This window comes from Candidatus Nanosynbacter sp. HMT-352 (assembly GCF_022819345.1).
In the GTDB taxonomy this organism is placed as follows: domain Bacteria; phylum Patescibacteriota; class Saccharimonadia; order Saccharimonadales; family Saccharimonadaceae; genus Nanosynbacter.
This window is the reverse complement of record NZ_CP089288.1, coordinates 430247-455890: the sequence shown is the minus strand read 5'-3', so window position 1 is coordinate 455890 and position 25644 is coordinate 430247. Positions and strand designations below refer to the sequence as shown.

Genomic DNA, 25644 nt, shown 5'->3' with positions numbered 1-25644 from the left:
TTAGCCTCGTGGCGGTTCGCCTTCTGGCTCGCCGAGCAGCTTCTTCGACTTAATTTCGTAACGCTTGCCCGTGATTTTACTCTCGATATAATCCTCGTTAATGAGATTTACGAACATATCCAAATCATTGCCGTCCATGATAATAATCGCGCCGTTATCATCGCTCATCAATTCCAATTGCATCTCATCAGCATAGTCCAGAACATCTTCCTGCTTAACCGCGCCGATTTCCAATTTCTGCAATTTATTAATCGTCTTTTTTCGCTCCTTCACTAGCGCATTAAGATCCATTCCCTCTGGAAAACTTAGCTTATATTCCTTCTCAATTTCCGCTACTTTTTTATCAGCAATCACCTGCTTTTTATATTCATAGCCAAACATTCGCTCAAATTTTCCAGGGTTAAACGCAAAAATATCTTTACCAACAATCAAAACTTGATTATCATCCGGAACCTTAAAACCAACTTCCGCACTAAACGAACCAAATTTGCCATCAGAAAATTCCCAAGCCAACGCGCTCTTCAGCGTCTGACCTTGCTGGATTAGCTTAACCGTGTAGAATGTCGCGTCAGAGTTGTTCGGATCGGTAAATCGCGCCACAATTCCCTTCATGCGCTTGAATTCGTGCTCAGTTTCCGAAAACTCCACGATGTCATGACGCTCGTGCTCGATTAGATGAATCAACGTTTCAGCTCGCCCAACCTTCTCCAGGTCAGTCCTCAATAAAACATTATCTTCCGATTCGCTCAATTCATAATCACGAACGCTCAATCCAGTGCCCGCACCCAAATTGACTTGATTGATATAATCAAACAAGAACAACGGTCTGAGTTGCTGCTCAACATCGCCTTTTATTGGCATAAAATACGGCGTGTAATTTTTGCTAAATAAGAACAGCTCTATCTGTAAATCATTCTTTTTTGCGTCATTTTGATTTGCCCACAAAAAAATATCAGTCGTTTCCCTCACTTCTTCCATTTTTCTAGTATAGCAATTTTTATCAGATGTCGCTAGCAGTTATTTAGCTAATCTCTCGCCTTCACGCGCTCGATTAGCCCATTCGTCCGCTAGTTCATTCCCTTCGTCGCCCTCATGACCGCGCACCCAACGCAAATCCGCCTGAGAGTTTGAATATAATTCGTACAGTTCACGCACAATATCCAGATTTTTAATCTCGCCACTCTTCTTCGTCCAGCCGCGCTTTTCCCAGCCCGGCGCCCACTTGGTGACCACGTTAATCCAAAATTCACTATCAGAATAAATCACACACGGCGCACCATTAGCATCTTTCAATGCCGCAATTAAGGCTTTACCTTCCATGCGAATATTAGTGGTATCACCATCTTCTGACCCCAAAATATAAGGCTGAAGATCACGAATAACCGCAAACCCACCTGGACCGGGATTCGGCGAAGCAGAGCCGTCAGTATAGTAAGTTGTCATTAATGTAATTATACACTAACTATAGCTCGCCTGGCTATCTTGCGAGACACACTGTTCATCTTATTATAGACTTTATAAAATTCACTCACGCGCTCACGACTTTGTTTTGTTAAATGAGATTCCTTCTCTTCATCAGCACAGTTTGTAAAGAAGTCTTGCTTACGCTGCCAAATATCAATTACCTTCTCTGCTGTTTCATCACTCATATTGACCAAATCGCCGTAAATTTTCTGCAGCTTAAAGAAAAAGTGTGCCGCCTTTTTATCAGTACGAGCCACCAGACGAGCATCTGGCGTAGAAAACTGCATCTCAAACGGCGCATACGGGATTCTTCCATCGTCAGTTGCATAGAATCCCGTAATCTTCGCATCTGTAAATCCGCTACTACTATCCTTAAAACTGAACATTTCCATATCAACGTCTGGTATTTTATCGATAATTTTCTGGCGAATCTTCTCCTGAAAATCCGAAGAACCCTTAATGACAAAACATTCGCTTTTTCGCCCTGGGGCTGGATATGGAGTAATCTTACCGCCATTAACAGCCTTAATCACAGCATCAGCATAGGCATCAGCTAGCTGTTCGTTGTCTTGACAAATTACCGTCATACCATATAAGTCGATCGGATGGAATTCCCCCGAATCCTTCAGAGGTTGAGAACGTTTATCGTAATAACCTATGGTCTGTAGCAATTTTTTACAATACGAGCCGCGACCCTTACCTCGAGCCCTTACTTCCAATTCTGCTCCATTCGGGGTTTTTACAGTACCAGATCCAAAAAATGTACTATGCGAGGAATTGGTATTTACGGCAGGTTTCAGATCTGACTCCCCTAGCAACTCAGAGAACACGCCATTAAAATTGCCCATAGCAAAATCAAATCGCGTAGGATCAGTCGAATACCTGCTACCAAAATGCAACGACACAACCCTGTCAACCTCATTCATGATCGAATCGATATCATTGCTCAAGGCATCTTTGCGATATAAAGCATCGCCAATATTACGCCCCGTCATAACACCAATTTCATCTTTTAACTCAGATTCCAAGTTATCCAGCCCAATAATACTACATACTGGAATTAAGAAATTTTCAGCAAATACTGCACATTTATACGCGAACGCGCTATGATAAGGGGCGATTTTTAAGTTAGACAAGGTTATAGCTCCAGCAATCATCGCAGTCTCCAAGCCTATACCTTTATCTCTTTCGCCTTTTGTTGAGAATACATTTATCAAGTTATCAAGATGCGGTACTGGAATTGACGGATTTTCAGCCCACGGACTCTTACCATAATTATCACCGTCCACGCCTAAATCGTCAGGAATTGTTTGATTATCCTTAAGCTTTAGCGCTTTTCCCGCTAGTGAACCCTCATCAATATCTTCCATGTACGACAAAAAAGCCTCTTGTAAGACCTTATAGTCCTCAACTATACCTATAACAGTATCCTTACTAATCTCTTCAGGGGCGCCATCTAGCGACCTCGTAATATATTCAGTACGTTGCCTACGACTTAAATCTTCCGGCATCCCGATAATAATCTCTGCAGCCAGTTTACGCGACGGAGTTAAGTGGTCTCCGCTAAATGTCTCCACCAACCCCATAGCCAGTTCTTTCCTTTCAAGAGAAAAGTCAGCTTCGCCTTGATTTTGAAGGTTGGTGATATTGTCTAATGATTCTTTACTTTCCATAATATAGCTTGTAAATTATATCACAAACTATAAATTTTTGCAATAGCTAGACTGCCCCGGACTATCTACGCAAAATAAATCCGCATCAATTCGCGCGCTACTCTGTCGGCATCGTGACGAATTAGGCTACGTTGAGCCGCCAATGGATCGCTGCTGGAGTTCGTATTGACCCACACGTCATCAGCAATCAGACGCTTGCCCGACGCGTAATAATGCTTTTTCTTCAGCAATTCCTTATCCCACTCGACCAAATATTCGCCGTCGTGGGCATATTTCTTTATCAATTCCTCTGGCGGACGATGATTATTGTAAAGCACATAATCCATATTCACCCCTGAAAATCGCTCAATTTCATCCGCAAAATCCGCCACGGTAAATCCATCAGTCTGCGTTGGCTTGGTAACCAAATTGCAAACATAGACTTTCTTCGCCTTCGTTTCAGCAAGCGCTCGAGTAACACCTCGAACCAACAACGCTGGCGCCAAACTACCATATAAAAGCCCCGGCGCAATTACCACCAAATCGGCATCCAAAATCGCTTGACGAGCTCGCGGGTTAATCGTAGCTGGCGGTTTAAGCTCTAACCACGGACGCTCGCCACGTGGAATCTTTAGCGACTCAGCCGCATGCTGACCATCAACAACCGTGCCGTCCTTCAGCTTAATCGACATTGTCGTATCGTCCAGAGTAATCGGATAAACTCGACCATTGACGCCCAAAACTTCGCTAGCCAATTCCACTGCATCAGCAAAACTCCCTGTCATCTTTTCCAGCGCCGCCATGAATAAATTGCCGAACGCGTGACCTTTCATGCTGCCCTCGCCAAATCGGTAATTGAACAAATCACGAACTTTCGGCGAAGTACTTAGCGCCACCAAGCATTGCCTGACGTCGCCCGCTGGCAACACGCCCAATTCATCGCGCAACACGCCAGTTGAGCCGCCATCGTCGACCATATTGACCAACGCCGTAATACTGTGTGTATATTTTTTCAATCCAGAAAGCAACGTGAAACTTCCTGTTCCGCCGCCGATAACTACAACTTTTACCCCAAAATAATCATTATTCGAACCATTTGTCATGCTTGAATTATAGCACCTTGGAAAGCCTAAACCAACGTACCTTTTGGCAACGCCCATTCCAAGAATGGCTGCTGCTGACAATCAATCGCGTTGATAATGTGCGTGGCAATTTTCGCAGGATCGTTGAAAAACACATAGTCAGCCGGAAGATCGCGCCCATTCCAAAACGGAGTTTTCATGGCGCCCGGCAAAAATAGCGCAACCCTAACTGGAAGTTTTTGTTCATCTGCCTGCATTCCCAAACTTCGCGCCAAACCCGCTTGAGCGTGCTTCGTCGCAACGTACACAGCTTCATCTGAGCGCGCTTTAACGCTACTTGTCGACCCGATAATCGTCAGTACAGACTTGCGATTCTGCGTTGACATCTTACGCCAAGCCCATTGAACCAGCGGCAACGCGCCCGAAAAATTGACTTCCGCCATACTGCGAACGCTCGGCTGATCTTCAAAATTGCCGCGCCAGCCATATCCAGCCGCCCACACAAATTGATCAATATCATCGCCGTTTAAAATCTGCTCAATTCGCGCCGACGCCGACTCCACTTGATCCGAATAATAAACATCCAATGGAAAACCTTCGCCGTGCTTCTGCGGATTATGAGTCTTACCCAGGACCAGCACACGCTCACCACGTTCCCGCAGCTGCTTCGCTATCTCTAATCCAAGCCCACTCGTCCCACCAAGAATAATATGCATATGATTATTATAGCAACGGCGATATTAAATGTAAATTCCGTATCTAAGCCTCGGCCACGCCTCTACCAGTTCCTCAGCTGAAAACTCCTTGACAGAATCCAGCTCTTGTAAAGGCGTTTTCAAGCAAAGCCCAACAGCCACGGCAGCCACTCGTCTCATGAGATATTCCGCATTATCTGAAGAAAAATAAGCATTCTTCCTGAATCCTCCTCTTATCCCTCCAACAGAATGTACACCCCACCCATCCCGCCAGCTTCGCAGCTCAACCCTATCATACGGAAACTGAAATGGCGATTGTATGGATGTGGACTGGCTAGGGAGGCGCTTCTCTGCTAACATGATATGTCCTGAATACTCATGACAGCGACTAGCCAACATTACATCCATATCGAGAACCTCGTCCTTAACAACTAATCTAGTCAATAAAGCAAATAACAAATCCTCGTTGACTTCGCCCTCCATAATATTCTCGATATTAACCCTGGCGCCGTAATTATCAGTTTTCCTCATACGTCAAATCTTTGGCTATCTTCTTATATTCTCTCCACTTGCTGCCAAAATCCACATTGCCATGAAAACGAGAAACAAATTCATCCACTTTATCCGGAGAGAAACTCTCAGTAGGCGATTCCTTAAGCTCTTCTAATGACAGTCCTACACAATGCAAAGCCACGGCTCCGACGCGCAAAGCAAGCCTGACGATCTCTAACTTCTGATCGTCGTCAGGGTTATTTTCAATGGAATCAGGGACGACAAGCTCGGTTGGTATTACTTTGCGCAAGAAAGAAATTCCACTATGCGACATAGGATCAGCTAATAGCCAGCCACTTACCTTCACCTCATCTTCAACCGCCAGACACTCTGAAATAGACACTCGCGCCATACTCTCACCAATTCCGCGAACCTTTTCTATCAAATTCCCATGACTACGAATATCACCCACTCTTCTAGCAAACGCCATGGACGCATTCACAGTCCCATCTTCTTCCAAAGACCAATCGCCATCATAGATTCCAATCAAGCGCCGACTTTCGACGGAGGAATAATTCTCTGAGCTATTACTAGAGTCAATAAATCTAATATCAAGAGATACGCCGCCTGTACTTTTTTCCATGCCTGATATTCTATACTATTTTATGGAAAAAGTCAATACTACTCTGTCGGCAAACTATTTGCGCCACACAATTTCTGCCACTTCAAATGCACTTTATATCGAAGCGGCGCGCCCGACTCGCTCTCTTGGAGTCGCAACTCTTCAGGATCCATAAACATCACTTCGTCCGCATCAACACCCGCTGAAAAATCAAAGTTTTCCGTCCACACACGACAAGAAAAACAAATTTGATTAGCATCAATTCGCTCAATGTAAATCTCATCCGACGCATCAAAAAGCTGATAGCGAAGATTACCCTTATAGCCAACCTCCTCATATAATTCCCGCTTCAAAGCCGACTCAAAAGTTTCACCATAATCCATTCCGCCGCCAGGAAGATCCCAAAGCGGCCGCCCGTCCTCTTTAACAACCAAAATCTGCCCAGCATCGTTGTAAATCAGAGCTTTTATGGAAACGCGATACAGACAATCCAGATGGTCCGTTCCATCTAAATTCTGTGTAATGATACGTCCGTTGGTGATTTTTGTCATGAAAGTCATTATACTACACCCGAGCGCTAGATAGCTAATACCATTTCACCTACAGTATACTCTGTCTTTCCAATATCTCTTTCCAATATCCATTTACTAACTACTCATTGGGTGTTAATAAGTTAGGAATTACCTAAATTACCTAATTGTGATACTCTTTTATTTTTCCTGCATATTCAGTCAAAAGATTCTTTGAATAAATTTTTTCATTTCTTGAATCTCTAACTTCTTTCCAAAGAATAGCAGCTACTTTTAACTTATTCGAATAGTTGCGACTATTTTCGTCTGCACAGAAATCCTTTAAAAATTGATTCCATTGACAAACCGAATTATCATATTTAGCATAATCCGATTTTCCATAATAAACTTTCAGCATATCTTGAATCGTAAAACTCAAATCATTTTCACTTTTTACTTTTCTCCAAGCAGTAGCCATATCAGCAGTAAATTTAAAAGGTGCAATACCTGTTACGGCAGAGAAATATTCTCTAAATTTTGTATTAAAGGAAAACCCACATTCAAGTAATGGCATATATAGAGTAATATTTTCAACTTGCTTTGTTTCGTTTTTTATTGATGATTTTTTAATTAAATTACCCTTAAAGTACTGCTCAATAATATAATTAAGTTCTTGTTTTGTACCTCTATGTTCTAATGCTAGCGACCTGCATATCTGTGAAAGTTCTTCACGATACCAATAGTATTGATTAAACTCATCAAACGATGTGATTTTATCAAACTCAGGTCTACTTTTTGTCAATCTTTTATCTCCTCAAAACCAATTTGCTTTTTTCACGTCCAATATCTACAACTCCTCAACCTTCACTCGCCTCTGCTCCGTCGTATCTCGCTCACGAACAGTAACGGTGTCATCTTCCAGCGTCTGAAAATCAACAACTACGCAGTGCGGCGTACCAATTTCATCCTGACGGCGATAACGCTTACCGATGTTTCCATTGTCATCCCACATAACGCGTCCAGGATTTTTCTTAGATAGGTTAGCGTAAATTTCACGCGCCTTCTCCACCAATTCTGGCTTATTCTTAAGTAGCGGTGAAACGGCAAATTTAACTGGCGCCAAATGTTCTGGAAGTGCCAAATAAACACGCTTGCTGCCGTTCTGCTCGTCCTCACGATACGCACTCGACAAGACCGCCATCAGCGCCCGCTCGACGCCAAAACTCGGCTCAATCACGTGCGGCACAAACTTTTCATTCGTCCCCTTGATCGTATATTCCATACTTTTCCCGCTGACGCGCTGAATATTCATCAAGTCAAAATCGGTCCGATATGCAATCCCCATCAGCTCTTCTTTGCCAATTGGAAAATCGTATTCAATGTCAATCGTTTTCTTACTGTAGTGTGCCCTGTCCTCTGGTGGAACGTCCAGCTCGTGAATATTTTCAGGGTCTAATCCCAACGCCTCCAAAAACTCGTGCGTCGACTTCAACAATTCATCAAACGCTTCCTGCCAATTTTCTGGATTGACAAAATACTCAATCTCCATTTGTTCAAACTCACGGCTACGGAAAACAAAATCTCGCGGCGCAATTTCATTGCGAAACGCCTTGCCCTGCTGAGCAATTCCAAACGGCAAGTCTGGATAAAAACTATCAACAACATTCTTAAAATTGGTAAAAATTCCCTGAGCCGTTTCCGGGCGAAGATACGCAGCACTGTCTTCACTTTCGGTGGCGCCAACGCTCGTCTTAAACATCATATTGAACGTTCGCGATTTGCTTAGCGGATTTCCATCTGGGCTTTTAATTCCCTTTTCTGCAATCACTTCATCCATTTGCTCCATCGTCAAACCGTCCGCATCAACCCCATTGTCTTTAAGGATATGATCCGTGCGATAACGCCGATGATTAACCGTATCTTCGCACAATGGGTCAACGAATGTATCAACATGCCCACTCGCCTTCCAGACTTTCGGATTCATCAAAATTGCCGCATCGACGCCATATATATCGTCGCGCTCATCGACAAACATTCGCCACCACAAATTCATGATATTTCGCTTCAATTGAACGCCCAGCGGACCATAATCCCACGTTCCAGACAAACCGCCATAAACATCCGAACCCTGATAAATAAAACCGCGGCGCTTGCATAGGCTAATAATATCTTCCATTTTTGCTTGACCCATTGAAAAAACCTTTCTCCATGTTGGCAACATGGCGATTCACATTATTATCCAAATTATACCATTTTACTGACAATTTTACACTGCCGCGTGTTGTCTGGCAATCAACCAACAATCGTTTATAACCTCAGTTATTCCGCCGATTTGCGCCACATTCGCCAGTGGCTTTGCCTGGATTAACCTTAACAATTTGATTGCGTCTGCGCCCAAATCGCCCTGCTCCGCCAATCTCAAACCTTTCTCTGCATTGTCATACATATATTTTTTATCTGACAGTAGCGCCGCTGTCGTTACGTCCGTACGAAGATTCAGTTCATCTCCCAGCAAACTCGCGTATTGCAAATAAAACCACGTTTCAATCAATTTTTGGTTTATTGCGGGATTATTCAATTGCTCCAAAACTTGACTCAGCACATAATACCACTCTGGTTCGTCAATGTTTTCACTCGCCGCAGAAACCAATTTCATTACCGAATATGCAAACTGCATCCGATCATAATCTTCCAAAATATGCCGATAAAAAGCCGACAATCGAGCGGAAGTTAATAGCCCCAAATCACCCCGACCAGAGCAAATAACCACATCACAAATCGCGAATAATTCAATTCCGCCTGCCAGTTTACTGCGCTCGCGTCGCACGCCTTTTGCGATTACGCTACGTCGACCTTTTGGCGTTAATAATTGCAAAACCCGGTCAGCTTCGGCGTAATTCGTTCGCCTCAAAACAATTGCTTTTACTCGTTCACTCTGCCCCGTCATTTAGAACCTCGCGAAAAATCGCCCGCGCCTCATTCGGGCGCATCGATGTTTTATTCAAAATCGACTTCACGCCAAGCGGACGCAAATCGTCCATTTTAACGTCGATATTCGTACAAACCACAATCGGCAAACTCGCCAAATCCGCGTACGATCGCAGCTCATTCAACAGAGCAATCGCCGTTTCACCAGCTAACAACATATCCAAAATTAAAGCATCAGGTTGCCAATCGTCAATAATTTCAATCGCCTGACCACCAGAAACCGCCACTCGATATTCCGCGCCAACATCTGCGGCAAACTTGCCCAGAATATCCGCCCAATTCTTATCATCCTCAACGATTAACAGTTTTTTCATATCAAACTCAACTGCCGACTAATTGGCATTTCTACATAAAAAGTCAGCCCATCACGATGACGAATCAGACCAATCCGCCCGTTCATCGCCCGCGCAAATTGATTCGCCACGTATATCCCCAGCCCGCTACTTTCCGGCCTTGTTCGCACGGTTTTTCGCGTTTCCATTTCATCAAGCAAAAGCCGATATTCCTTCAAACTCATCATCGGCCCAAAATCCCGCACGCTCATTCTCACGGCATCTTTTGTCGCCTTAACCGAAACCTTAATCTCCGATCCATCCTCCGTATACGCCAGCGCGTTATTTAAGAAATTCGCTAAAATTCGCCCCAAAAGTGTTCGGTTCGCTAATATCAATTGACTATTTCTGCCGCTCTTAGGCCAGCTAACTTTTCGTCCATAAAGCATTGCGTTGAACTTCGTTTCCATCGCTACTTGCTGACATAGAGCCAACGGATTGACCGGTTCAAGCGGAAATAACGACGGCGTTAAATTAGCTGAATTTGCCAAATCAATCGTAAGCTGCAACGCCTGCTCAGAAGTCCGAATAATTCGTTGCTGGATCTGAGTTTTATCGGCAGAACTGGTTAAATCGTCGTCCAACAGTAGCGCCAATTGCCTAATCAAAGCCAGCGGCGTTTTCAGCTCGTGTGCCGCCACTAAAACGCTCGGCAATCCCCCAAAATCAGCATCACTCCACTCTTTACCTGCCATACAATTCTAGTATAGCAAATATGTCTCGGGTTTTTCTATTCAGAGATTTTTACAGTGCTTAATATAGTCTGGAAATCTGGCTTAAACGTATCCGCGTCGGTTGAAAAACGAATAGTTTTATCGCGAACTTTCATCAAAACCACAGAGCCGCGCAATTCTTTCTCAAACGTACCATCAATTCGAGTCGCTGAAATTCCATTAAACTCAGTACTACTTGAGGTCAATTCACCCTTCTTTAGTCGTGATTGATAATCATTCAGCACCGTATCCATATTCTTGTTGATAATCTCCAACCTTAATGCAAATCGACTATTTTTATTAGTTGTCGAAGGAACTGAAATAGGGTGAAGATAAGCTTTGTAATCACCTCTGTCGCTGCCGTCATTTGCTACATATACACTCCAAGTTTTTGGATACATGAACGACACTCGACCATATTCAGAAGGACCGACAAATTCAATACGCGGGTTTTTCGCTTCTTCAGAAAATTTCTTCTGGTCTGATTCGGCTTGTTCGCTCTTCCCCTTAGCGACTTCAATCGCAACTTTACTATCAACACTGCTTTTTTCTCGGGAGTATTGCATGTACGCCCAAATTGCCAAAGATCCAGCAATCAAAAACAATATCAGACAGCCGATTGTACCGACCATCCAGCCATTAACTGAGCCACGCTCACTCTTATCTCTCGTCATCATATTGTAAAGTATAGCTTATGCTTTAATTGATGTAAAGATCTTACTCAGCATTAAAATTCTCGCTAAGAACCTCGATATCATGTCGCATATCTTCCAGCGTGGCAGTAATTTTTTTTGACAATTCTCTCGCCTCAATAAATCTCTGTTTCGCCTCATCCAGATTAAAATCATCGCCTTGAAACCACGCGATTCGCTCGTTCAATTCAGCCATCATTTGCTCAATTGTCATATCGTTGTTCACTATTCTCAATCCTCGCTTTCATAATTATATCTTTTGTTGTAATCTCTACAATATTACCAATCTGTAAATCGCCCTTGATCATTGCATAGCCACGACGCAGCGCCATTTCTGGATCATACTCAGCGATGACTTTTTGTTGCGACAATGTTGCATTTACAGCCGCATCCACACGACTTGACCACTGTTTTAGCGCTTCTTTTTGCAACATTGTTGCATTAAGCGATTGTTCTTCGATAGCCCTACAAATTGAATCTTTCGCGTCAATTAGCCTGTAATGCAAATGCCGAATCACCTCTCGCCTGTCAGGAAATAGCAATTGCGCGGCGTTACTCGGCGTGGCTGCGCGAACGTCCGCCGCCAAATCGCATAAACTCTCATCAATTTCATGACCAATTCCAGTCATTGTTGGAATGCGACTACTCGCCACCGCGCGTACCAGTTTTTCATCGTTAAAACTCGCCAAATCTTCCGCACTGCCACCGCCACGAATCAAAACAATCACATCTGGAGATTCTGACATTTGATTAAAATATGATATTGCTCGCACAGCTTGATCTGCAGCATTCACACCCTGTACATTAACATCGGCGACTACGAATTTCACACCACCCCAACGCTCACCGGAAATCTTCATAAAGTCAGCATATCCCGCCGCTTTTGTACTGGAAATAACAGCCACCCTATGAGGATATTGCGGTAATGGACGCTTTCTTTCAGAATTGAACAAACCCTCGACTGTCAATTTTTGCTTCAAAAGCTCAAAACTTCGCTTCAAACTTCCCTTGCCTAATGGGCGAATCTCTTGAACGTTCAAGCTAAAGGCGCCATTATCCCTAAGTACCGGCATTGCCCGAACGACAACTTTCATTCCATCTTCAATTGGCGTGCGTAAATTGCTAAAACCAACAAAACACCGAACCAGCCCGTCGTCATCCTTCAGATCGAAAAAAGCGTATTTCGGAGGATAAGACTTGAAGCTGGAAACCTCGCCCTCAACTTCAACCATTCCAGCAAAAGCCACGTCAAAAGTTTGATTGACAACTGCTATGAAATTGCTAACGCTAAATCTGGGAATCATCTGGCTTGCCGTATTTAATCAGTGCGTGTTGATAGAGAATATAGCCAAAGATAATCGTACCAGTAAGTAAAATTGCTCGCGTCAAAATTATTCCAGCAATCGCCAAATCCGGCGGAGTGCCTGCCATGCTTAAGAAAATAATCATAATAGTTTCATAAACGCCCGTCCCTCCAGGTGTAAACACGACAATCGCTGCCAATCCCGCCACGCCGTATCCAACCATCAGAATCGCCGGATTAACAAAAACACCCAGCGACAAAAACGCCACAGCAAACATCGCCACGTCAAAAACAGTGTAGACAGTTCCCCAAATCATCGGTTTTATCAGAAGCTTCGGATGATTGGACAAATCTTGAAAATCGTCCTGCATATCAACAAAAAACTCTTCGACTTTCTTCGGCTTCATCACTCGTCGCTTCTTACCTAAGGTTGCAATTTTTACCAATGTATTGATGAATTTAGACAATCTAGCGGCAGTCATCTGCATACGACGCTTTGACGAAAACACGAAAATCAGACCAAACGTCAGCGCCAAAACCACGATAATCAGCAAGAAGCTCGCCGCAACGATATAACGATTAACCTTACCGTCAATAGCCAACGCCAGTACAGCAATCACCAACAAAACCAAAAGCGACAAAAATCCCGTAACGTAACGAATCACCTGCGCAAATGTCGAACGTGCCGAGCTCACGCCAAGCTTATGCATTCGCCACGTCGTATACGAAATCCCACTAACTCCGCCCGACGGAAAAATATGATTGACCAAATTAAGCTCCAGCGCAATCCTCGTCTGCTCCAGCCTGGAAATATGATGAATCAGATTCTTCTCTCTCAGATACGAAAAAATCATCTCGCCGCCAGCGAAGTACACGATAATCTGAAATGGTAATAGCAAGAACAATAGCCATAAATCCGCATGCAAAAACAGATTCCACGCCTTCACGAGCTCATGCCGAGATAGAAAAATTATTATCGCCAAAACCACCAACGTCAAAACGCTCATAATGGCTCGTGGCGATTTCAATAGTTGCAACACCTTCGGTAACATAACCTTCATTATACCACGATAAATGTTATAATTACGACATGTTTATAGCTATTCTTGGACGCCAGCCAGAAATCTCTATCGCTGAATTAGAGGCAGTTTACGGTGCTAAAAATGTCCAAAAAATCTCCAACCAAGCCGCCACGGTTAATTGCGACAATTTTTCAATTGACAATCTCGGCGGAACGATTAAATGCGGACAAGTCATCACGAAGATAAAATCGCAAAAATCAGACCGCAACACTCTGCTCCAAGCCTCAAAAATTATTGTTGAAAAATACACGAAAAAACTTTCGAATAGTCAGAAAAAAATAACGCTTGGAATAAGCTTTTATGGCAATAAAACAGATCCGAGAAACATCCAAAAAATCGGAATCATCTTAAAAAACAACCTGAAAAAATCTGGCGTCAGTTTGCGCCTAATTCCTAATAAAACCGCCGCACTGTCCACTGCGACCTCTCACAATAATAAACTCGGCAGGTCTGAGGCGAAAATTGAAATTATCATAGCTAAGAACGTGTACGGAGATTTGATAATCGCTGAAAGTCGTGGCACTCAAAATATCAATTCATATACTCAGCGCGACCGCGGACGACCAAAACGCGATGCCTTCGTGGGAATGCTTCCGCCCAAGCTTGCACAGATTATGATTAACCTATCTGGCGCAAAACCTGGCGATTACCTCTGGGATCCGTTTTGTGGCACAGGAACGGTACTACAAGAAGCTGCACTTATCGGCGTGAATGCTTATGGCAGCGATTTGAGCGATAAGATGATATCTTACACGACTGAAAATATGAACTGGGTGGAAAAGACTTTTTCGACAAACACTTTCTGGCAAGCGCATCAGGCCGACGCTACCTCTGTAAAATTAACAGATGAACAGAAGAAACGGATTTCTCAAGTTGTTTGTGAAACATATTTAGGTCAGCCATTTTCCGCTCCGCCAAGCCCAGAAAAACTTCACGAAGTAGTTGGAAATTGCAATCACATAATTAGCGATTTTCTGCAAAATATCCATTCGCAAATTCGCCCAGACACGACGCTTTGCATAGCCGTTCCAGCGTGGCAAAATCGCGAAGGTAAATTCACCCACTTGCCTCTGATAAAGAATCTTAAAAAACTTGAATATCAGCAAATTATCGATAAAAACCTCTTATATTACCGTGAAAATCAAGTTGTTGCCAGAGAAATATTGGTATTAAAACCGGCAGATATAGCCAAAACCGCTTGACAACTGGCTTTATTTTCGATAAACTAGAACAGATTGTTTTATAGAAACTATAAGGAGTAAAGAATGTCAAAGGTTAAAGCTGGTGGTTCTAGTAAGAACATCCACAACAATGCTGGTCAACGTCTTGGCGTTAAGCGATTTGGCGGTCAAAAAGTTTCCGCTGGAGAAGTTCTAGTTCGCCAAACTGGCGCCACAAAGATCGCTGGTGACGGCACATACGTTAGCCGCAATTTCACAATCCACGCCGCAAAAGATGGCGTAGTTGGCTTCAAATCAGTTAAAAAAACCAAGTTTACCGGCAAATCAGAACGCCGAACGCAAGTTGTTGTTCTTTAATTGGTAAAAACTTTTTATTAAAATAGCTCCGGTAAATACGGAGTTATTTTATTAATCACCTCTTCTGGCAATATCTTAATATCATTTATCAATACCCCGCTTCCCGAATTCCCTTAATAGCATCTAAGATACTCTGACGACGTCTGTAAATTGATCCCAAATCACCACTGAATTTTCTATCTATATCTCTATAGTCATCGCTACCAATAATTTCTTCAATCACTCTGACAAAACGATCTCTATAAGCAATTATTCCCCATCTGTCATTCCGCGAATTATCGATAATACTTCTTATTATTGTCAATTTACCCAACAAACCATTAGTTACATCACCCAGAACTCTATTATCCGTACCCATCTGATCTACGTGCTCAGTTAGCTTAATCAGACGTCTACGCTCGTCATCATTTTCAATATTACTTTTTAGATCCTCCAGAAGACTCTCTATATCATTCTTAAATTTATTCGCAGATTTAGCCCTAGAAACTTCAAGCTCTCTAATCCTCGATGATGCGCGTCGTATGAGCTCTTCAGTTGCGAGTTCCTTTATCGCTTCAGGGTTCCCCTGAATTCGCCACTTCAGCTCATTCAGTTCTCTAGCTATAGATTTAGTCTCTGCAGAAAACTCGCCGTTATCCCCTCCGGTATATTTTTCAAAATTATTAATCACAGACTTAAAGTCCTCAGGTAATATGTCTGTATTGGCTTCATTCGTCTCTATCGACTTTTCAGCCACTGGGTTTTCAACCGATTTAGCTGCTGGCAAATCTGCTGGAGCAGCGCTTGCCTTATCCGCTTCTACCGGCTTCTCAACTGGTTCGGTTGCCACCAAATCCGCTGGGTTAGCACCTACCTTATCTGTCTCCGCTGGCTTTTTAGCTGACTTAACCGCTAGATTTTTAGCTAGCTCTTTAACTGCAGCTGACTTAATCGCTGGCGAACCCACCGAGTCATCGACCTTAACCGCCCCAATCGACTCCAAGACTTTTTTAGACATCACCAAGGCCGGTGAATTAACGCCAACCTCATTCGTTTTCACTGGCGAAACTTCGACAGTCTTAACGGCTAGATTCCCCATTGCGGAACTGACTTCACCCCTTAAAGACTTCTCAGAATTACCTTCTGTATCCAAGCCATCGCTAAGGGTTTCTGAAGGTGCCTTCACATCCAATAACTCATTCCAATCACTGTCCGGATGTTTCTGCCTCCAAATTTGCTCAGCAGCCTCCGTCCCTTCTTTAAGCATTTCCTCAGTAGATTTTCCGTAAAGTGCCTGAATATAGGACTCTGTAAAGGCCCCATTTTCTTTTAGAATTCGAAGAATATTCAACGGCACAATCCCAGTTACAGGAAAATACTCTCCATTAACTTTAATCGATTTATACACTTCCACAAACAATTCAGTCGAACCAATACCCTTCTCTGAATCAGTGTTGCACGCACACAACATAGCACTAGGAACCCAACCTCCCTCATATATAGCATCTCCCTTGTCTTTACCGCTACGAATAACAGTTAATGGACGTTTTGCAATATCTAAATCAGCATGGAAAGTTGCAACCACATAATCTCTCAAGGTTTTTCGTTGTTCTTGTTCAGGGTTCTGTGTTGGTTTTGGTTTTTCCATATATAACTACTTTATACCAAAAAACAAACAAAAAGTCAACCCCTAAGAGGCTGACCTTCCGCTAGATCTACTTCTCTATTGAATACCCAAATGATGCTTTACGCGAGCCACAACGTCGCCAATTACAACCTGAGATTTCACCAAATAATCATCAACACCCAAGCTCTCAGCACGCTCCTTGTCCTTTGGCTGGCTAAGCGCCGTCAGCATAATAATCCTCACGTTAGCAGTTTCTGGCGTATTGCGAAGAATATCCAGAACATCAAAACCACTGATTTTCGGCATCATCACATCCAAAAGAATCAAATCTGGACGATATTCAACAGTGGCAGACAGAGCGTCTTCTCCGTTGTTAGCCTCTCTAACATCAAACCCTTCAATCTCTAGTCGCGACCTATAAACCGCAGACAGAGCCATGTCATCCTCAACTAGTAAAATCTTCTTTTTTTGTCCGTTCATACTATCTCCATTTTATGTTGTCCAGCCCAAAAACACAAGCTTTATAACGACTTCGCCTTATCCATCTGCGGATCTACGTTATTATTGACATCGTCCGACGAAAGATCAACTTTTACATCAGGCTCTATACCAGTTTTATCTATATTTTTACCCTTTGGCGTGTACCATCTGGCTTCAGTAACTTTCATTTGCGACCCGCCAGGCAGCCCAAGCACAATCTGCACGCTTCCTTTACCGTAACTCTTCTGCCCAACCAACGTGGCTTTTCCGTATTCACGAAGCGCCCCAGCTGTAATCTCGCTAGCACTGGCGCTGTTGCCGTTAATAAGCACCACCGTCTTCATATTGCCCAGAATTGGCGTTCCAGTTGTACGCAGCGTTTTAACAATTTCAGAACCTCTACGCTCGGTCATAGCTATTTGATTGTCCAGCCAAATACCCAATAGCCCTTGAGCAGCCCCAACCGTTCCGCCCGGGTTGTTTCGCAGATCCAAAATCACCTTCTTAACGCCTTTTTCAACAAATTCCGAAGCGTATTTTCTGGACAAGCTTACTGTATCATCGCCGAATCGATTAACTTTCAAAATACCAATTTCTCCATCAATTTCCGACTCCACTGCCGGAGAAACTATATTCTGACGCACAACCGACACTTCACGCGTTTGACCACCGCTTAATAACGTCAATTTAACAGACGTACCAACTTCTCCGCGGATTTTACTCACAACTTTTTCCACTGACCAATCAGAAGAAGCCTCGTCATTCACCTTAACAATCGCCTCGCCAGCCTTAATTCCTGCCTTCTGAGCTGGACTATTTTCCAGGGGTTTTATGATAGTCGGCTTATTATTTCTAAGACCAATCTCCGCACCAATTCCACCGCCAATTTGACCACTTAATGATTTATCAAACTCCTTCGTCTCATCAGGATCCATATACGCCGTATGAGGATCGCCAGCCGCTTCAACTAGCCCACGATTGGCGCCATAAATTAACTTTTGAGTATCCAATTTTCCGTCATAATTAGCAATCAATTCTTGATATGTTTTTTGAACGCTAGATAAGTCAATCGTCTTATTTGAAGTTCTAACGCCAAATACCGATGCCACATTAGCAAACAGCGCATCAGAGCGAGCCCCCGCCACAAAGCTAACAATAGCCACAATAACAAGCGTCAAGAACCAACTTAATTGCTGTCTTTTCTCTCCCGTAACCATATGCTTATTATACTACAAAACGCCCGTTTAACACGAGCGTTTTTTTTGTGTATCACTATGCCGATTAGAAGTAAACGTATGTCAATCCTGAAGCCGAACGCGTGTAATGCCTATATAAACCGTCCCAGGCAAAGTTGTAGTCGCTGACGGTAATGGTTCCATCGCCATTGACAGACTCAACATACATAACGTGTCCGTAATATCCAATATTCATCACGGCTGCCGCGCCAGCTTTTGGCGTTGAGCCGCTAGAAATACCATAGCGCGCTGCAGTTGACGGCCACTGATTTGCATTGCCTGCGCCACCAAAATGCGGGACGTCTCGTCCAGTGCTATGAATTTTCCAAGCCACGTAGCTCACACATTCACGCGTGTATAGTCCCCATGGATCGATATAAGCATCAAGTGGAGCACTCGCCCAGGCGCCAGGATAACCGCCGCCGCCAGGTACACCACCCGGAATCGAAACATTACTACCACCAAGAGCTCGTCGGTTGGCTGCAGCCTGCTCTTCTCGCAACTTCGCCACCTCAGAATTACGTTTCTGAGCCAGAGCCGCATAGTTATTCTGATCATTCTTCGTGTCAGTAATCAGTTTTGCCTTCTCAGATTGCTTAGCCGCCATCGCATTACGCTGCAATTCCTGGTCGCGAAGCGTATTTTCGACAGACTTCTTATTCTCTTCTAGCTTTTTCTGCAAAGACTTAATTTCTTTAATCTTATCGTTCAATGAAGTTTTCAAAGAATTACGCTGTTCTTGCTTGTCAATGTAATCGCTAATATTTTTTGAGCTAGCGAGCATCTCCAGCGGCGAAATCTGATCATCAACATACAAATCCGCCAAAATTCGCCCCATCGCTTTACGATTGTGCTTAATTAGCTCTTCGTTCTTTTTTATCTGATCATTGAGGTTATTGATCTTTTTTTGGCTATCAGAAATCTGCGCTTGAATAGCTGATATTTGTCCATTTATCTTATCAAGTTCCGCCTGCAAACTATCAGCCATCTCACCCAAGCGCGAAGCCTCAGAATTATAGTTGTCTGCTTCTTGTTGCTTTGCCTGAATTTCAGCGTTATAGTCGCGAGCCAATACGTGTGATGCCAAGCCAAAAATGCCCGATCCAGCAAGCAATGCAGACATCGCCACCAGAGACGCTCTGCTGACCAATGATGCCGAAACTGGTGTGGTGGACCGTAGTTTCATATGTCTATGTTAGCATAAGCATAATCAGTATGTCAAGGACTTTTACAACTTAAGATATTTGCGAGTTGCCACCCAAGATGACGCCACGCCAATTGCCGCGCCGACCAGAATCATGCTCAAGAAAACCAGCACTCCGTACATTTTTAGATGATTCAAAAGATTATCGATAGGAATTCCATACTTCACCATCGGATCATGTGCAAGGATTAGCAAGCCATACCCAACCACCGTTGCGATAATTGCCGCGATAAATCCGTACATTATAGCCTCAACGATAAACGGACCTCTGATGAAACTGCGTTCTGCGCCGATCAACTTCATCATCTCAATCTCGTCCTTACGGTTGAAAATTGCCATGCGAATAGTGTTAAAGACCACAAGCGAAGAGATCACCACGAAAACAACTGTAGCGATTGAGCCGCCGATACTCGCCAATCTCACCCAACTACCAACTGTTTTAATGGCTTGCTGACGTTCACCTGAGAATGACGGCTCCCTGTTAGGGTCTTTATATTTTTTATATAAATCATCTGTTTTAACAAAATTATTTAATGATTGCTGGTTATTCAGTTCCTTCACGGAAACACGAAGCGTTGCCGACATCTCATTACTAGACTCGCGAATCGCCTCAAGCGTATCTGGATTATCCTTATATTGCTCAGCTTGCTTTTCACGCGCTTCTTCCGCGGAAATATACTTAACACTATCGACATTATCTAATTTTTCAATCCGAGATTTAATCGTTTTAATCGTTTTTTCTGGCGTGTCACCCTTTAAGTAAATTGACATATCGGCACGTTTGGAAACGTTTGAAACGGTATCAACCAAAACCTGGCGCGCTGATAACGTTATAAACACGATAATCAACGTGACGCTCATCACCGCAGTTGCGGCAATCGTTAGCCAGGCATTACGACTAAAATTATTGATGCCATATCGACACATTCTGACAAACGTCAACCAACCTCGTCGGCGCTGACGTATACGAATAGTTTCTTTATTTTTGTTAGACTTTGATGATTTCATTACTGTTTATAACTCCCTCTCGCCTGATCGGAGGTGATTTTACCATGATCAATTGTAATAACGCGTCGCTTCAATTTGTTGACAATCTCCACGTTGTGAGTCGTCAAAATAACCGTCGTGCCATACTTATTAATCTTTTCTAGCAAGCGAACAATATCCCAGCTGTGCTTCGGGTCCAAGTTTCCAGTCGGCTCGTCTGCGATCAGAATCTTCGGCTGACGCACCACCGCCCTAGCAATCGCTACACGCTGACGCTCACCACCAGAAAGCTGATGAGGAAAATGCTTTTCCTTCCCCTTAAGACCAACCAACTCAATCACCTTCGGCACAGTTGCCTTAATCTCCCGATTTGTCATTCCAGCAATTTCTAGCGCAAACGCCACATTTTCAAACACCGTTCGATTCGGAAGCAACTTAAAATCCTGAAAAACCACGCCAATTTTACGACGCAACAGCGGAATATGCTTGTCCTTCAAATTGTCATAGTCAATTCCACCAACTACAATTTTTCCAGAGCTCGGCTTTTCTTCGCGAGTCAAAAGCTTCAAAAGAGTCGATTTGCCAGCACCCGACGTACCAACAATAATCACAAATTCACCAGCGCCGACATGAATACTTGCTCGATTCAATGCCGGCTTGTTACTTTTACCGTAGTTCTTCGTTACCCTATCTAACAGAATCATTACTAGTATTATACCATAAGCTAAATATTTTTAGAATTAGCATTTTGTTCTAAATACGCCGTAATAAATTCGTCAATATCGCCATCCAAAACGCCTTGAGCGTTGCGGTTTTCATGCTTTGTGCGCGTATCTTTAACTAGTGTATATGGATGTAAAACGTAATTTCTAATTTGGCTGCCCCAATTTGCTGATTCGCCAGCCCTAAGATCAGACAGAGTTTCGGCGTGTTGCTCTAATTTCATCGCTAGCAATTTTGACCGCAGAATCTTCAACGCCGTTTCTTTATTCTGAATCTGTGAACGCTCATTCTGAATAGCCACCGTAATCCCTGTCGGCTCATGCGTCACCCGAACCGCCGAATCCGTCGTATTCACGCCTTGACCGCCCTTGCCGCCCGAACGATAGACATCAATTCTTAAATCATTCGGGTCAATCGATATTTCATCTGGCGCGTCAATTTTCGGCAAAACCTCGACAAGCGCAAAACTAGTCTGCCGCAAATTGTCCGCATTAAACGGACTTAATCGCACCAAACGATGCACGCCATTTTCCGACCGCAATTTTCCATAAGCAAAAGATCCAGAGATCTCCAAAACGACCGTTTTAATTCCAGCGTCGTCATTTGTCGAGCGCTCCAGCGTATCAACTTTCATGCCAGACTTTTCCGCCCAGCGCAAATACATTCGCTCCAACATCGCCGCAAAATCCTGAGCGTCCAGTCCGCCCACGCCAGCGGAAATGCGCATAATTGCCGAGCGATTGTCATATTCGCCGGAGAATAACAAATCGGTTTTATGCCTATCAAAACTCTTCTCAATCGCCGCAACTTGCGCTTGAAATTCCGGCAATAAATCGTCATCACCAAGCTCCATCAGCTCCACCATATCACCAACCTGCACCGTCAAAGTCTGCCAAGGCTCGACAGTCTGACGAAGGCTGGCAGCTTGTTTCGTTAATTCTTGGGCGTAATCAGGATTATTCCAAATTTCCGGCTGGTTTAATTGATCGTCCAGTTCCGCCAATTTCTGCTCCAAATCAGAAAACTTCAGCGCTTTTTTAGCCTGTTCAATTTCTTTTTCTAATTCACCAATTTTCTTTTTTAGCGGTTGCATATACTTTATTGTACCATTTTTCAGCGCTCAATTCTCTGTTAAAATAAAAAGATGTATAAAGATATTGAGAAAATTCTATTTACGAACGAAGAAATAAAAACGGCAGTTCAGAAACTTGGAAAAAAATTGACTGAGGATTATCACGATAAAAATCCTGTTGTCGTGGGTATTTTACGCGGCGCAGCGCCGTTTATGATCGACTTGATACAGGCGATGGATTGCTATATGGAAATTGATTTCATGGCGGTTTCCAGCTACGGCGATGACACAAAATCTTCTGGATCTGTAAAAATTATCAAAGATTTGGATACCGACGTGGCGGATAGACACGTGTTGATAGTTGAGGACATAATTGACAGTGGTCGAACCGCCCAGGCGCTAAGAGAATTATTTGCCGCAAAAAATGCTGCGTCGGTAAAAATATGCTCGCTATTAGACAAACCAGCGCGGCGCGAAGTTGATGCAGAAGCCGATTATGTAGGCATCGATACGCCGAATGAATTTGTCGTTGGCTATGGCCTGGATTTCCGCCAGCAATACCGCAACTTACCATACATTGGCGTCTTAAAACCAGAAGTTTATCAAGATTAAAGCTCTTCTACGGCGGCGACAAATTGCTCGCCGCGATCAGAATAACTCTTAAACATATCAAAGCTGGCAGCCGCTGGGCTAAGAATCACCACATCGCCAGATTGCGCTTTATTTTTGGCTGATTTGGCAACTTCTTTCATTCCTGCCATATTCAATTGGACAATTTCGCAATCAACTTTTTCTTCCCTTAAAACTTCCCTGATTTCATCAGCGTTAGCGCCATTGATAATTATCAATCGTACGTTTTGCCTGGCAATTTCTTTTGCTAATTCAGAATAATCCGCGCCTTTATCCGAGCCACCCAAAATCAAAATTTTCGGCTCCGCAAAAGCTTTTAACGCCGCAATCGCACTGCCCGGAGTGGTCGAAATACTGTCATTGTAATATTTCACGCCGTATTTTTCAGCAACAAACTTCAATCGATGTGGTAACCCCGTAAACTCGCTGAGCCCCTCCTTTATCTCATCATCCGACACATTTGGCAAAATCGATTTCACCGCCGCTATCGCCGCGCACGCATTGTCAATATTATGTTTCCCTGGCAGGCGAATCGCAGAAATTATATCGTCCGAAAGAGCAAATGGGTATTCCTTTTTCTGCGCCAAACTCGCATCTGCAATCGACGAACTGAACTCATTTTGAGAATTATAGACAACATAATCGTCCGTGGTTTGGAACTTGGCAATATTCGCTTTTGCCGCCAAATAATCATTAAAATCAGCGTGGACGTTCAAGTGGTCAGGTTCAATCATCAGCACCACGGCAACGTGCGGAGATTTCTGCAAATCCCACAATTGAAAACTGGACAATTCGTAAACGACAATGTCATTTTTCTCAATTTTTGGCAAAATGTCCAAAGCTGGCACACCAATATTTCCCACCAAATGAACGGTTTTACCCGCCGCGCGCAAAATCGACGAGATAAAACTACACGTCGTGCCCTTGCCTTTTGTACCAGTCACGCCAATTATAGTCGCTGGGCAATTGGCAAAAAACTCATTTGTCGCCGACCAAATTTGACCGCTAGTCTTTATCTTTTTTGGCGGAAGACTTGGCGACCTAACGATTAAATCCGCGTTCTCCAGCCCCGAAAATCCCGTCTGATAAGCCACATTTTCCGGCAAATTATCTACTTTTTCACGCTCGTCCGCCACCAAAAAATCAGCTTCCGGAAACTTCTCTCGGAAATACCGCAAATTAGATTGACCTTCAACGCCAAAACCAGCAATGACAATTTTCATAACCTGATTATATCACGGGAATTTTACGATTACACCCTAAAACAGCTTGTCGAGCTTATCGTACAGCTTTGTTAATAGCTCTTTTTCTTCCGAAGTAACTACTGCCAACGTCCACGTGTTTGATGCAAAAAATTGACGAGCCGTTTCAATCAACTGATCAGGAGTTACCGCCAAAATAGAATCTGGAACGGCGGCATAATCTCTCACGAAATCATCAGCAAAATATCGTCCTACGTAAAAATTGCTTACTTGCCCAACAGTTTGAGCACCCATTTGATAACGACCCAATGAATACGACTTCACGCTTTCCAAATCTTCTTCAGAAATAGATCCAGCCAAAACTTTCTTTAATTCTCTCACGATAATATCAAAGAGCTTTTCTGCAGTTTCGACATTTACTTGTCCACCAAAATCCCAAGCCGAATCGTAAAAACCAATCGACGTGTCGCTAAAAATACCATACGCCAAGCCTTTTTTACGAGCCGCGCCAAAAATCCTCGAGCTCATCGTGCCGGTCAGAATGTGGTTCAATGCGTTCATAGCCGTGACCTCTTCATCGCTTAACTCACGCGGAATCATCATTGACCAACCAAACGTCAAATTCGTCGCCTCTTTTCGTCTGACTAAAACCGGATTAGCCCTGCGCGGTTCATCACGCGGAATAACAAATCGCTCGCCCGTCTCTAATTGCCAGCCTTCAAGATGTTCTTTAATAGCCGCTTTTCGTCCAGCCATTTTTCCAGCCACCACAAACCGCATATTCTTCAAAGTATGCGTTCGCTTGTGATGATTTTTAATGTCTTTCAGTTCAATATTAGTAATTGTTTTTAGGCGCTGATTATATGTCAAAATATCTTCACCCAGCGCCTGCTGAATACGCGGCCACATCACGCGGTTATGATTGTTAAGATAACCAGTCAATTCAGAGCGAACATTACCCTTTTCCGCCTCAAGCTCATCGGCGTTAAAGCGTGGCGTTGTAATAGCCAGCCTCTGAAGCTCCAAAATCCTGTCCCACTCAAAATCCGCACAAATCGCTTCATAAACCATTGAATAGTCAGAAGTGTAAGCGTTGTGATAAGCGCCGTTCTTGGTAAATTCCTGCTCGTAATTGTGCTCCGAACGAAACTTTTCATTCGCACCGAACGCCATATGCTCCATAATGTGAGCAGTTTCATAAATATCTTTATTCAGAACGTAGCGATTTCCCGCCCTGAACTGCACCTGAAAACTCATTACCGTAGCATCTGGAACGTCAATCAACAAGCCGCGCGCACCATTCTTCAGTCTAATTTCCTCAACTGTATGTTTCATTGCCTA

At 43.5% G+C, this 25644-nt stretch carries 29 protein-coding genes; 3 read left to right on the top strand and 26 right to left on the bottom strand.

The features are described from left to right. From LRM46_RS02450 to LRM46_RS02370, 17 genes are all read right to left on the bottom strand, one after another. Positions 1 to 978: a Kiwa anti-phage protein KwaB-like domain-containing protein gene (locus LRM46_RS02450; protein WP_243812885.1), complete on the bottom strand. Its 978-nt coding sequence runs from the start codon at positions 976 to 978 to the stop codon at positions 1 to 3. 39 nt (positions 979 to 1017) lie between these two features. Further along, positions 1018 to 1443 (bottom strand): ribonuclease H family protein, encoded by a 426-nt coding sequence (locus tag LRM46_RS02445; RefSeq protein WP_129743803.1) that lies wholly within the window; start codon positions 1441 to 1443, stop codon positions 1018 to 1020. Positions 1444 to 1451: 8 nt separating this feature from the next. After that, the gene (locus tag LRM46_RS02440; protein ID WP_243812884.1) at positions 1452 to 3137 is read right to left on the bottom strand and encodes a hypothetical protein; all 1686 of its coding nucleotides are present in this window, start codon (positions 3135 to 3137) and stop codon (positions 1452 to 1454) included. Between the two features lie 65 nt (positions 3138 to 3202). Beyond that, positions 3203 to 4219 carry a gluconeogenesis factor YvcK family protein gene (locus tag LRM46_RS02435; RefSeq protein ID WP_165000139.1) on the bottom strand — a complete coding sequence of 339 codons (1017 nt, stop codon included), beginning with the start codon at positions 4217 to 4219 and terminating at the stop codon, positions 3203 to 3205. 26 nt (positions 4220 to 4245) lie between these two features. After that, entirely contained in the window at positions 4246 to 4914 is a 669-nt protein-coding gene (locus LRM46_RS02430; RefSeq protein ID WP_243812883.1) for an SDR family NAD(P)-dependent oxidoreductase, read from the bottom strand. A 24-nt stretch (positions 4915 to 4938) separates the two neighbouring features. Then, on the bottom strand, positions 4939 to 5424 hold the full coding sequence (locus LRM46_RS02425) for a hypothetical protein (protein ID WP_129744763.1): 486 nt from the start codon (positions 5422 to 5424) through the stop codon (positions 4939 to 4941). Beyond that, positions 5411 to 6028 (bottom strand): hypothetical protein, encoded by a 618-nt coding sequence (locus LRM46_RS02420; RefSeq protein ID WP_243812882.1) that lies wholly within the window; start codon positions 6026 to 6028, stop codon positions 5411 to 5413. Before LRM46_RS02420 ends, LRM46_RS02425 begins: the two co-directional genes overlap by 14 nt. 38 nt (positions 6029 to 6066) lie before the next feature. Further along, the gene (locus LRM46_RS02415; RefSeq protein ID WP_243812881.1) at positions 6067 to 6558 is read right to left on the bottom strand and encodes an NUDIX hydrolase; all 492 of its coding nucleotides are present in this window, start codon (positions 6556 to 6558) and stop codon (positions 6067 to 6069) included. Positions 6559 to 6700: 142 nt separating this feature from the next. Next, complete coding sequence (locus LRM46_RS02410) at positions 6701 to 7318, bottom strand: SAP domain-containing protein (RefSeq protein WP_146555028.1); 618 nt, start codon at positions 7316 to 7318, stop codon at positions 6701 to 6703. A 45-nt stretch (positions 7319 to 7363) separates the two neighbouring features. After that, positions 7364 to 8707: a glycine--tRNA ligase gene (locus LRM46_RS02405; protein ID WP_243812880.1), complete on the bottom strand. Its 1344-nt coding sequence runs from the start codon at positions 8705 to 8707 to the stop codon at positions 7364 to 7366. 75 nt (positions 8708 to 8782) lie between these two features. Continuing rightward, positions 8783 to 9463, bottom strand: a complete 681-nt coding sequence (recO, locus tag LRM46_RS02400; protein WP_243812879.1) for a DNA repair protein RecO — start codon at positions 9461 to 9463, stop codon at positions 8783 to 8785. Further along, the gene (locus LRM46_RS02395; protein WP_243812878.1) at positions 9447 to 9818 is read right to left on the bottom strand and encodes a response regulator; all 372 of its coding nucleotides are present in this window, start codon (positions 9816 to 9818) and stop codon (positions 9447 to 9449) included. The genes recO and LRM46_RS02395 overlap by 17 nt, the downstream gene beginning before the upstream one ends. Beyond that, on the bottom strand, positions 9815 to 10531 hold the full coding sequence (locus tag LRM46_RS02390) for a sensor histidine kinase (protein WP_243812877.1): 717 nt from the start codon (positions 10529 to 10531) through the stop codon (positions 9815 to 9817). The genes LRM46_RS02395 and LRM46_RS02390 overlap by 4 nt, the downstream gene beginning before the upstream one ends. 35 nt (positions 10532 to 10566) lie before the next feature. Beyond that, positions 10567 to 11226: a hypothetical protein gene (locus LRM46_RS02385; protein WP_243812876.1), complete on the bottom strand. Its 660-nt coding sequence runs from the start codon at positions 11224 to 11226 to the stop codon at positions 10567 to 10569. Between the two features lie 40 nt (positions 11227 to 11266). Next, entirely contained in the window at positions 11267 to 11467 is a 201-nt protein-coding gene (locus tag LRM46_RS02380; protein ID WP_243812875.1) for a hypothetical protein, read from the bottom strand. Continuing rightward, a complete protein-coding gene (gene xseA / locus LRM46_RS02375; RefSeq protein ID WP_243812874.1) occupies positions 11445 to 12545 on the bottom strand; it encodes an exodeoxyribonuclease VII large subunit in 1101 nt (366 codons plus the stop codon). Before xseA ends, LRM46_RS02380 begins: the two co-directional genes overlap by 23 nt. After that, entirely contained in the window at positions 12529 to 13596 is a 1068-nt protein-coding gene (locus LRM46_RS02370) for a lysylphosphatidylglycerol synthase transmembrane domain-containing protein (RefSeq protein WP_243812873.1), read from the bottom strand. The genes xseA and LRM46_RS02370 overlap by 17 nt, the downstream gene beginning before the upstream one ends. Before the next feature lie 38 nt (positions 13597 to 13634). Here LRM46_RS02370 and LRM46_RS02365 point away from each other — a divergent pair, with 38 nt between their 5' ends. Beyond that, positions 13635 to 14828: a TRM11 family SAM-dependent methyltransferase gene (locus tag LRM46_RS02365; protein WP_243812872.1), complete on the top strand. Its 1194-nt coding sequence runs from the start codon at positions 13635 to 13637 to the stop codon at positions 14826 to 14828. Between the two features lie 63 nt (positions 14829 to 14891). Then, complete coding sequence (locus LRM46_RS02360) at positions 14892 to 15164, top strand: 50S ribosomal protein L27 (RefSeq protein ID WP_129632482.1); 273 nt, start codon at positions 14892 to 14894, stop codon at positions 15162 to 15164. Between the two features lie 88 nt (positions 15165 to 15252). Here LRM46_RS02360 and LRM46_RS02355 read toward each other — a convergent pair whose 3' ends face one another. From LRM46_RS02355 to prfB, 7 genes are all read right to left on the bottom strand, one after another. Beyond that, a complete protein-coding gene (locus LRM46_RS02355; RefSeq protein WP_243812871.1) occupies positions 15253 to 16791 on the bottom strand; it encodes a DUF445 domain-containing protein in 1539 nt (512 codons plus the stop codon). Between the two features lie 75 nt (positions 16792 to 16866). Then, the gene (locus tag LRM46_RS02350) at positions 16867 to 17250 is read right to left on the bottom strand and encodes a response regulator (RefSeq protein ID WP_129632476.1); all 384 of its coding nucleotides are present in this window, start codon (positions 17248 to 17250) and stop codon (positions 16867 to 16869) included. 41 nt (positions 17251 to 17291) lie between these two features. After that, the gene (locus LRM46_RS02345; protein WP_129636881.1) at positions 17292 to 18467 is read right to left on the bottom strand and encodes a S41 family peptidase; all 1176 of its coding nucleotides are present in this window, start codon (positions 18465 to 18467) and stop codon (positions 17292 to 17294) included. 64 nt (positions 18468 to 18531) lie between these two features. Next, positions 18532 to 19671 carry a CHAP domain-containing protein gene (locus tag LRM46_RS02340; RefSeq protein WP_243812870.1) on the bottom strand — a complete coding sequence of 380 codons (1140 nt, stop codon included), beginning with the start codon at positions 19669 to 19671 and terminating at the stop codon, positions 18532 to 18534. Between the two features lie 42 nt (positions 19672 to 19713). Further along, complete coding sequence (locus LRM46_RS02335) at positions 19714 to 20697, bottom strand: cell division protein FtsX (protein ID WP_232736408.1); 984 nt, start codon at positions 20695 to 20697, stop codon at positions 19714 to 19716. Next, a complete protein-coding gene (gene ftsE / locus LRM46_RS02330; RefSeq protein ID WP_129632464.1) occupies positions 20697 to 21380 on the bottom strand; it encodes a cell division ATP-binding protein FtsE in 684 nt (227 codons plus the stop codon). The genes LRM46_RS02335 and ftsE overlap by 1 nt, the downstream gene beginning before the upstream one ends. 20 nt (positions 21381 to 21400) lie before the next feature. Further along, positions 21401 to 22492, bottom strand: coding sequence for a peptide chain release factor 2 (prfB, locus tag LRM46_RS02325; RefSeq protein WP_129635424.1), 1092 nt, complete (start codon positions 22490 to 22492; stop codon positions 21401 to 21403). A gap of 51 nt (positions 22493 to 22543) precedes the next feature. Between prfB and hpt the strand changes: the two genes are divergently transcribed. After that, a complete protein-coding gene (gene hpt / locus LRM46_RS02320; RefSeq protein ID WP_243812869.1) occupies positions 22544 to 23083 on the top strand; it encodes a hypoxanthine phosphoribosyltransferase in 540 nt (179 codons plus the stop codon). Here the strand turns inward: hpt and murD are convergent. Together murD and LRM46_RS02310 are read right to left on the bottom strand one after the other, a co-directional pair. Continuing rightward, positions 23080 to 24324, bottom strand: a complete 1245-nt coding sequence (gene murD / locus LRM46_RS02315) for a UDP-N-acetylmuramoyl-L-alanine--D-glutamate ligase (RefSeq protein ID WP_243812868.1) — start codon at positions 24322 to 24324, stop codon at positions 23080 to 23082. The genes hpt and murD overlap by 4 nt on opposite strands. Before the next feature lie 36 nt (positions 24325 to 24360). Next, positions 24361 to 25638, bottom strand: coding sequence for a M16 family metallopeptidase (locus tag LRM46_RS02310; RefSeq protein ID WP_243812867.1), 1278 nt, complete (start codon positions 25636 to 25638; stop codon positions 24361 to 24363). Positions 25639 to 25644 lie beyond the last annotated feature (6 nt).

Bases quoted from the DNA above. Each gene is read 5' to 3' on its own strand.
- LRM46_RS02335 (WP_232736408.1), bottom strand. From the start codon at position 20,697: ATGAAATCATCAAAGTCTAACAAAAATAAAGAAACTATTCGTATACGT.
- LRM46_RS02360 (WP_129632482.1), top strand. From the start codon at position 14,892: ATGTCAAAGGTTAAAGCTGGTGGTTCTAGTAAGAACATCCACAACAAT.
- murD (WP_243812868.1), bottom strand. From the start codon at position 24,324: ATGAAAATTGTCATTGCTGGTTTTGGCGTTGAAGGTCAATCTAATTTG.
- LRM46_RS02390 (WP_243812877.1), bottom strand. From the start codon at position 10,531: ATGGCAGGTAAAGAGTGGAGTGATGCTGATTTTGGGGGATTGCCGAGC.
- hpt (WP_243812869.1), top strand. From the start codon at position 22,544: ATGTATAAAGATATTGAGAAAATTCTATTTACGAACGAAGAAATAAAA.
- recO (WP_243812879.1), bottom strand. From the start codon at position 9,463: ATGACGGGGCAGAGTGAACGAGTAAAAGCAATTGTTTTGAGGCGAACG.
- LRM46_RS02365 (WP_243812872.1), top strand. From the start codon at position 13,635: ATGTTTATAGCTATTCTTGGACGCCAGCCAGAAATCTCTATCGCTGAA.
- xseA (WP_243812874.1), bottom strand. From the start codon at position 12,545: ATGATTCCCAGATTTAGCGTTAGCAATTTCATAGCAGTTGTCAATCAA.
- LRM46_RS02440 (WP_243812884.1), bottom strand. From the start codon at position 3,137: ATGGAAAGTAAAGAATCATTAGACAATATCACCAACCTTCAAAATCAA.
- LRM46_RS02310 (WP_243812867.1), bottom strand. From the start codon at position 25,638: ATGAAACATACAGTTGAGGAAATTAGACTGAAGAATGGTGCGCGCGGC.
- prfB (WP_129635424.1), bottom strand. From the start codon at position 22,492: ATGCAACCGCTAAAAAAGAAAATTGGTGAATTAGAAAAAGAAATTGAA.
- LRM46_RS02420 (WP_243812882.1), bottom strand. From the start codon at position 6,028: ATGGAAAAAAGTACAGGCGGCGTATCTCTTGATATTAGATTTATTGAC.
- ftsE (WP_129632464.1), bottom strand. From the start codon at position 21,380: ATGATTCTGTTAGATAGGGTAACGAAGAACTACGGTAAAAGTAACAAG.
- LRM46_RS02445 (WP_129743803.1), bottom strand. From the start codon at position 1,443: ATGACAACTTACTATACTGACGGCTCTGCTTCGCCGAATCCCGGTCCA.
- LRM46_RS02395 (WP_243812878.1), bottom strand. From the start codon at position 9,818: ATGAAAAAACTGTTAATCGTTGAGGATGATAAGAATTGGGCGGATATT.
- LRM46_RS02415 (WP_243812881.1), bottom strand. From the start codon at position 6,558: ATGACAAAAATCACCAACGGACGTATCATTACACAGAATTTAGATGGA.
- LRM46_RS02425 (WP_129744763.1), bottom strand. From the start codon at position 5,424: ATGAGGAAAACTGATAATTACGGCGCCAGGGTTAATATCGAGAATATT.
- LRM46_RS02385 (WP_243812876.1), bottom strand. From the start codon at position 11,226: ATGATGACGAGAGATAAGAGTGAGCGTGGCTCAGTTAATGGCTGGATG.
- LRM46_RS02355 (WP_243812871.1), bottom strand. From the start codon at position 16,791: ATGGAAAAACCAAAACCAACACAGAACCCTGAACAAGAACAACGAAAA.
- LRM46_RS02370 (WP_243812873.1), bottom strand. From the start codon at position 13,596: ATGTTACCGAAGGTGTTGCAACTATTGAAATCGCCACGAGCCATTATG.
- LRM46_RS02430 (WP_243812883.1), bottom strand. From the start codon at position 4,914: ATGCATATTATTCTTGGTGGGACGAGTGGGCTTGGATTAGAGATAGCG.
- LRM46_RS02450 (WP_243812885.1), bottom strand. From the start codon at position 978: ATGGAAGAAGTGAGGGAAACGACTGATATTTTTTTGTGGGCAAATCAA.
- LRM46_RS02435 (WP_165000139.1), bottom strand. From the start codon at position 4,219: ATGACAAATGGTTCGAATAATGATTATTTTGGGGTAAAAGTTGTAGTT.
- LRM46_RS02340 (WP_243812870.1), bottom strand. From the start codon at position 19,671: ATGAAACTACGGTCCACCACACCAGTTTCGGCATCATTGGTCAGCAGA.
- LRM46_RS02345 (WP_129636881.1), bottom strand. From the start codon at position 18,467: ATGGTTACGGGAGAGAAAAGACAGCAATTAAGTTGGTTCTTGACGCTT.
- LRM46_RS02405 (WP_243812880.1), bottom strand. From the start codon at position 8,707: ATGGGTCAAGCAAAAATGGAAGATATTATTAGCCTATGCAAGCGCCGC.
- LRM46_RS02350 (WP_129632476.1), bottom strand. From the start codon at position 17,250: ATGAACGGACAAAAAAAGAAGATTTTACTAGTTGAGGATGACATGGCT.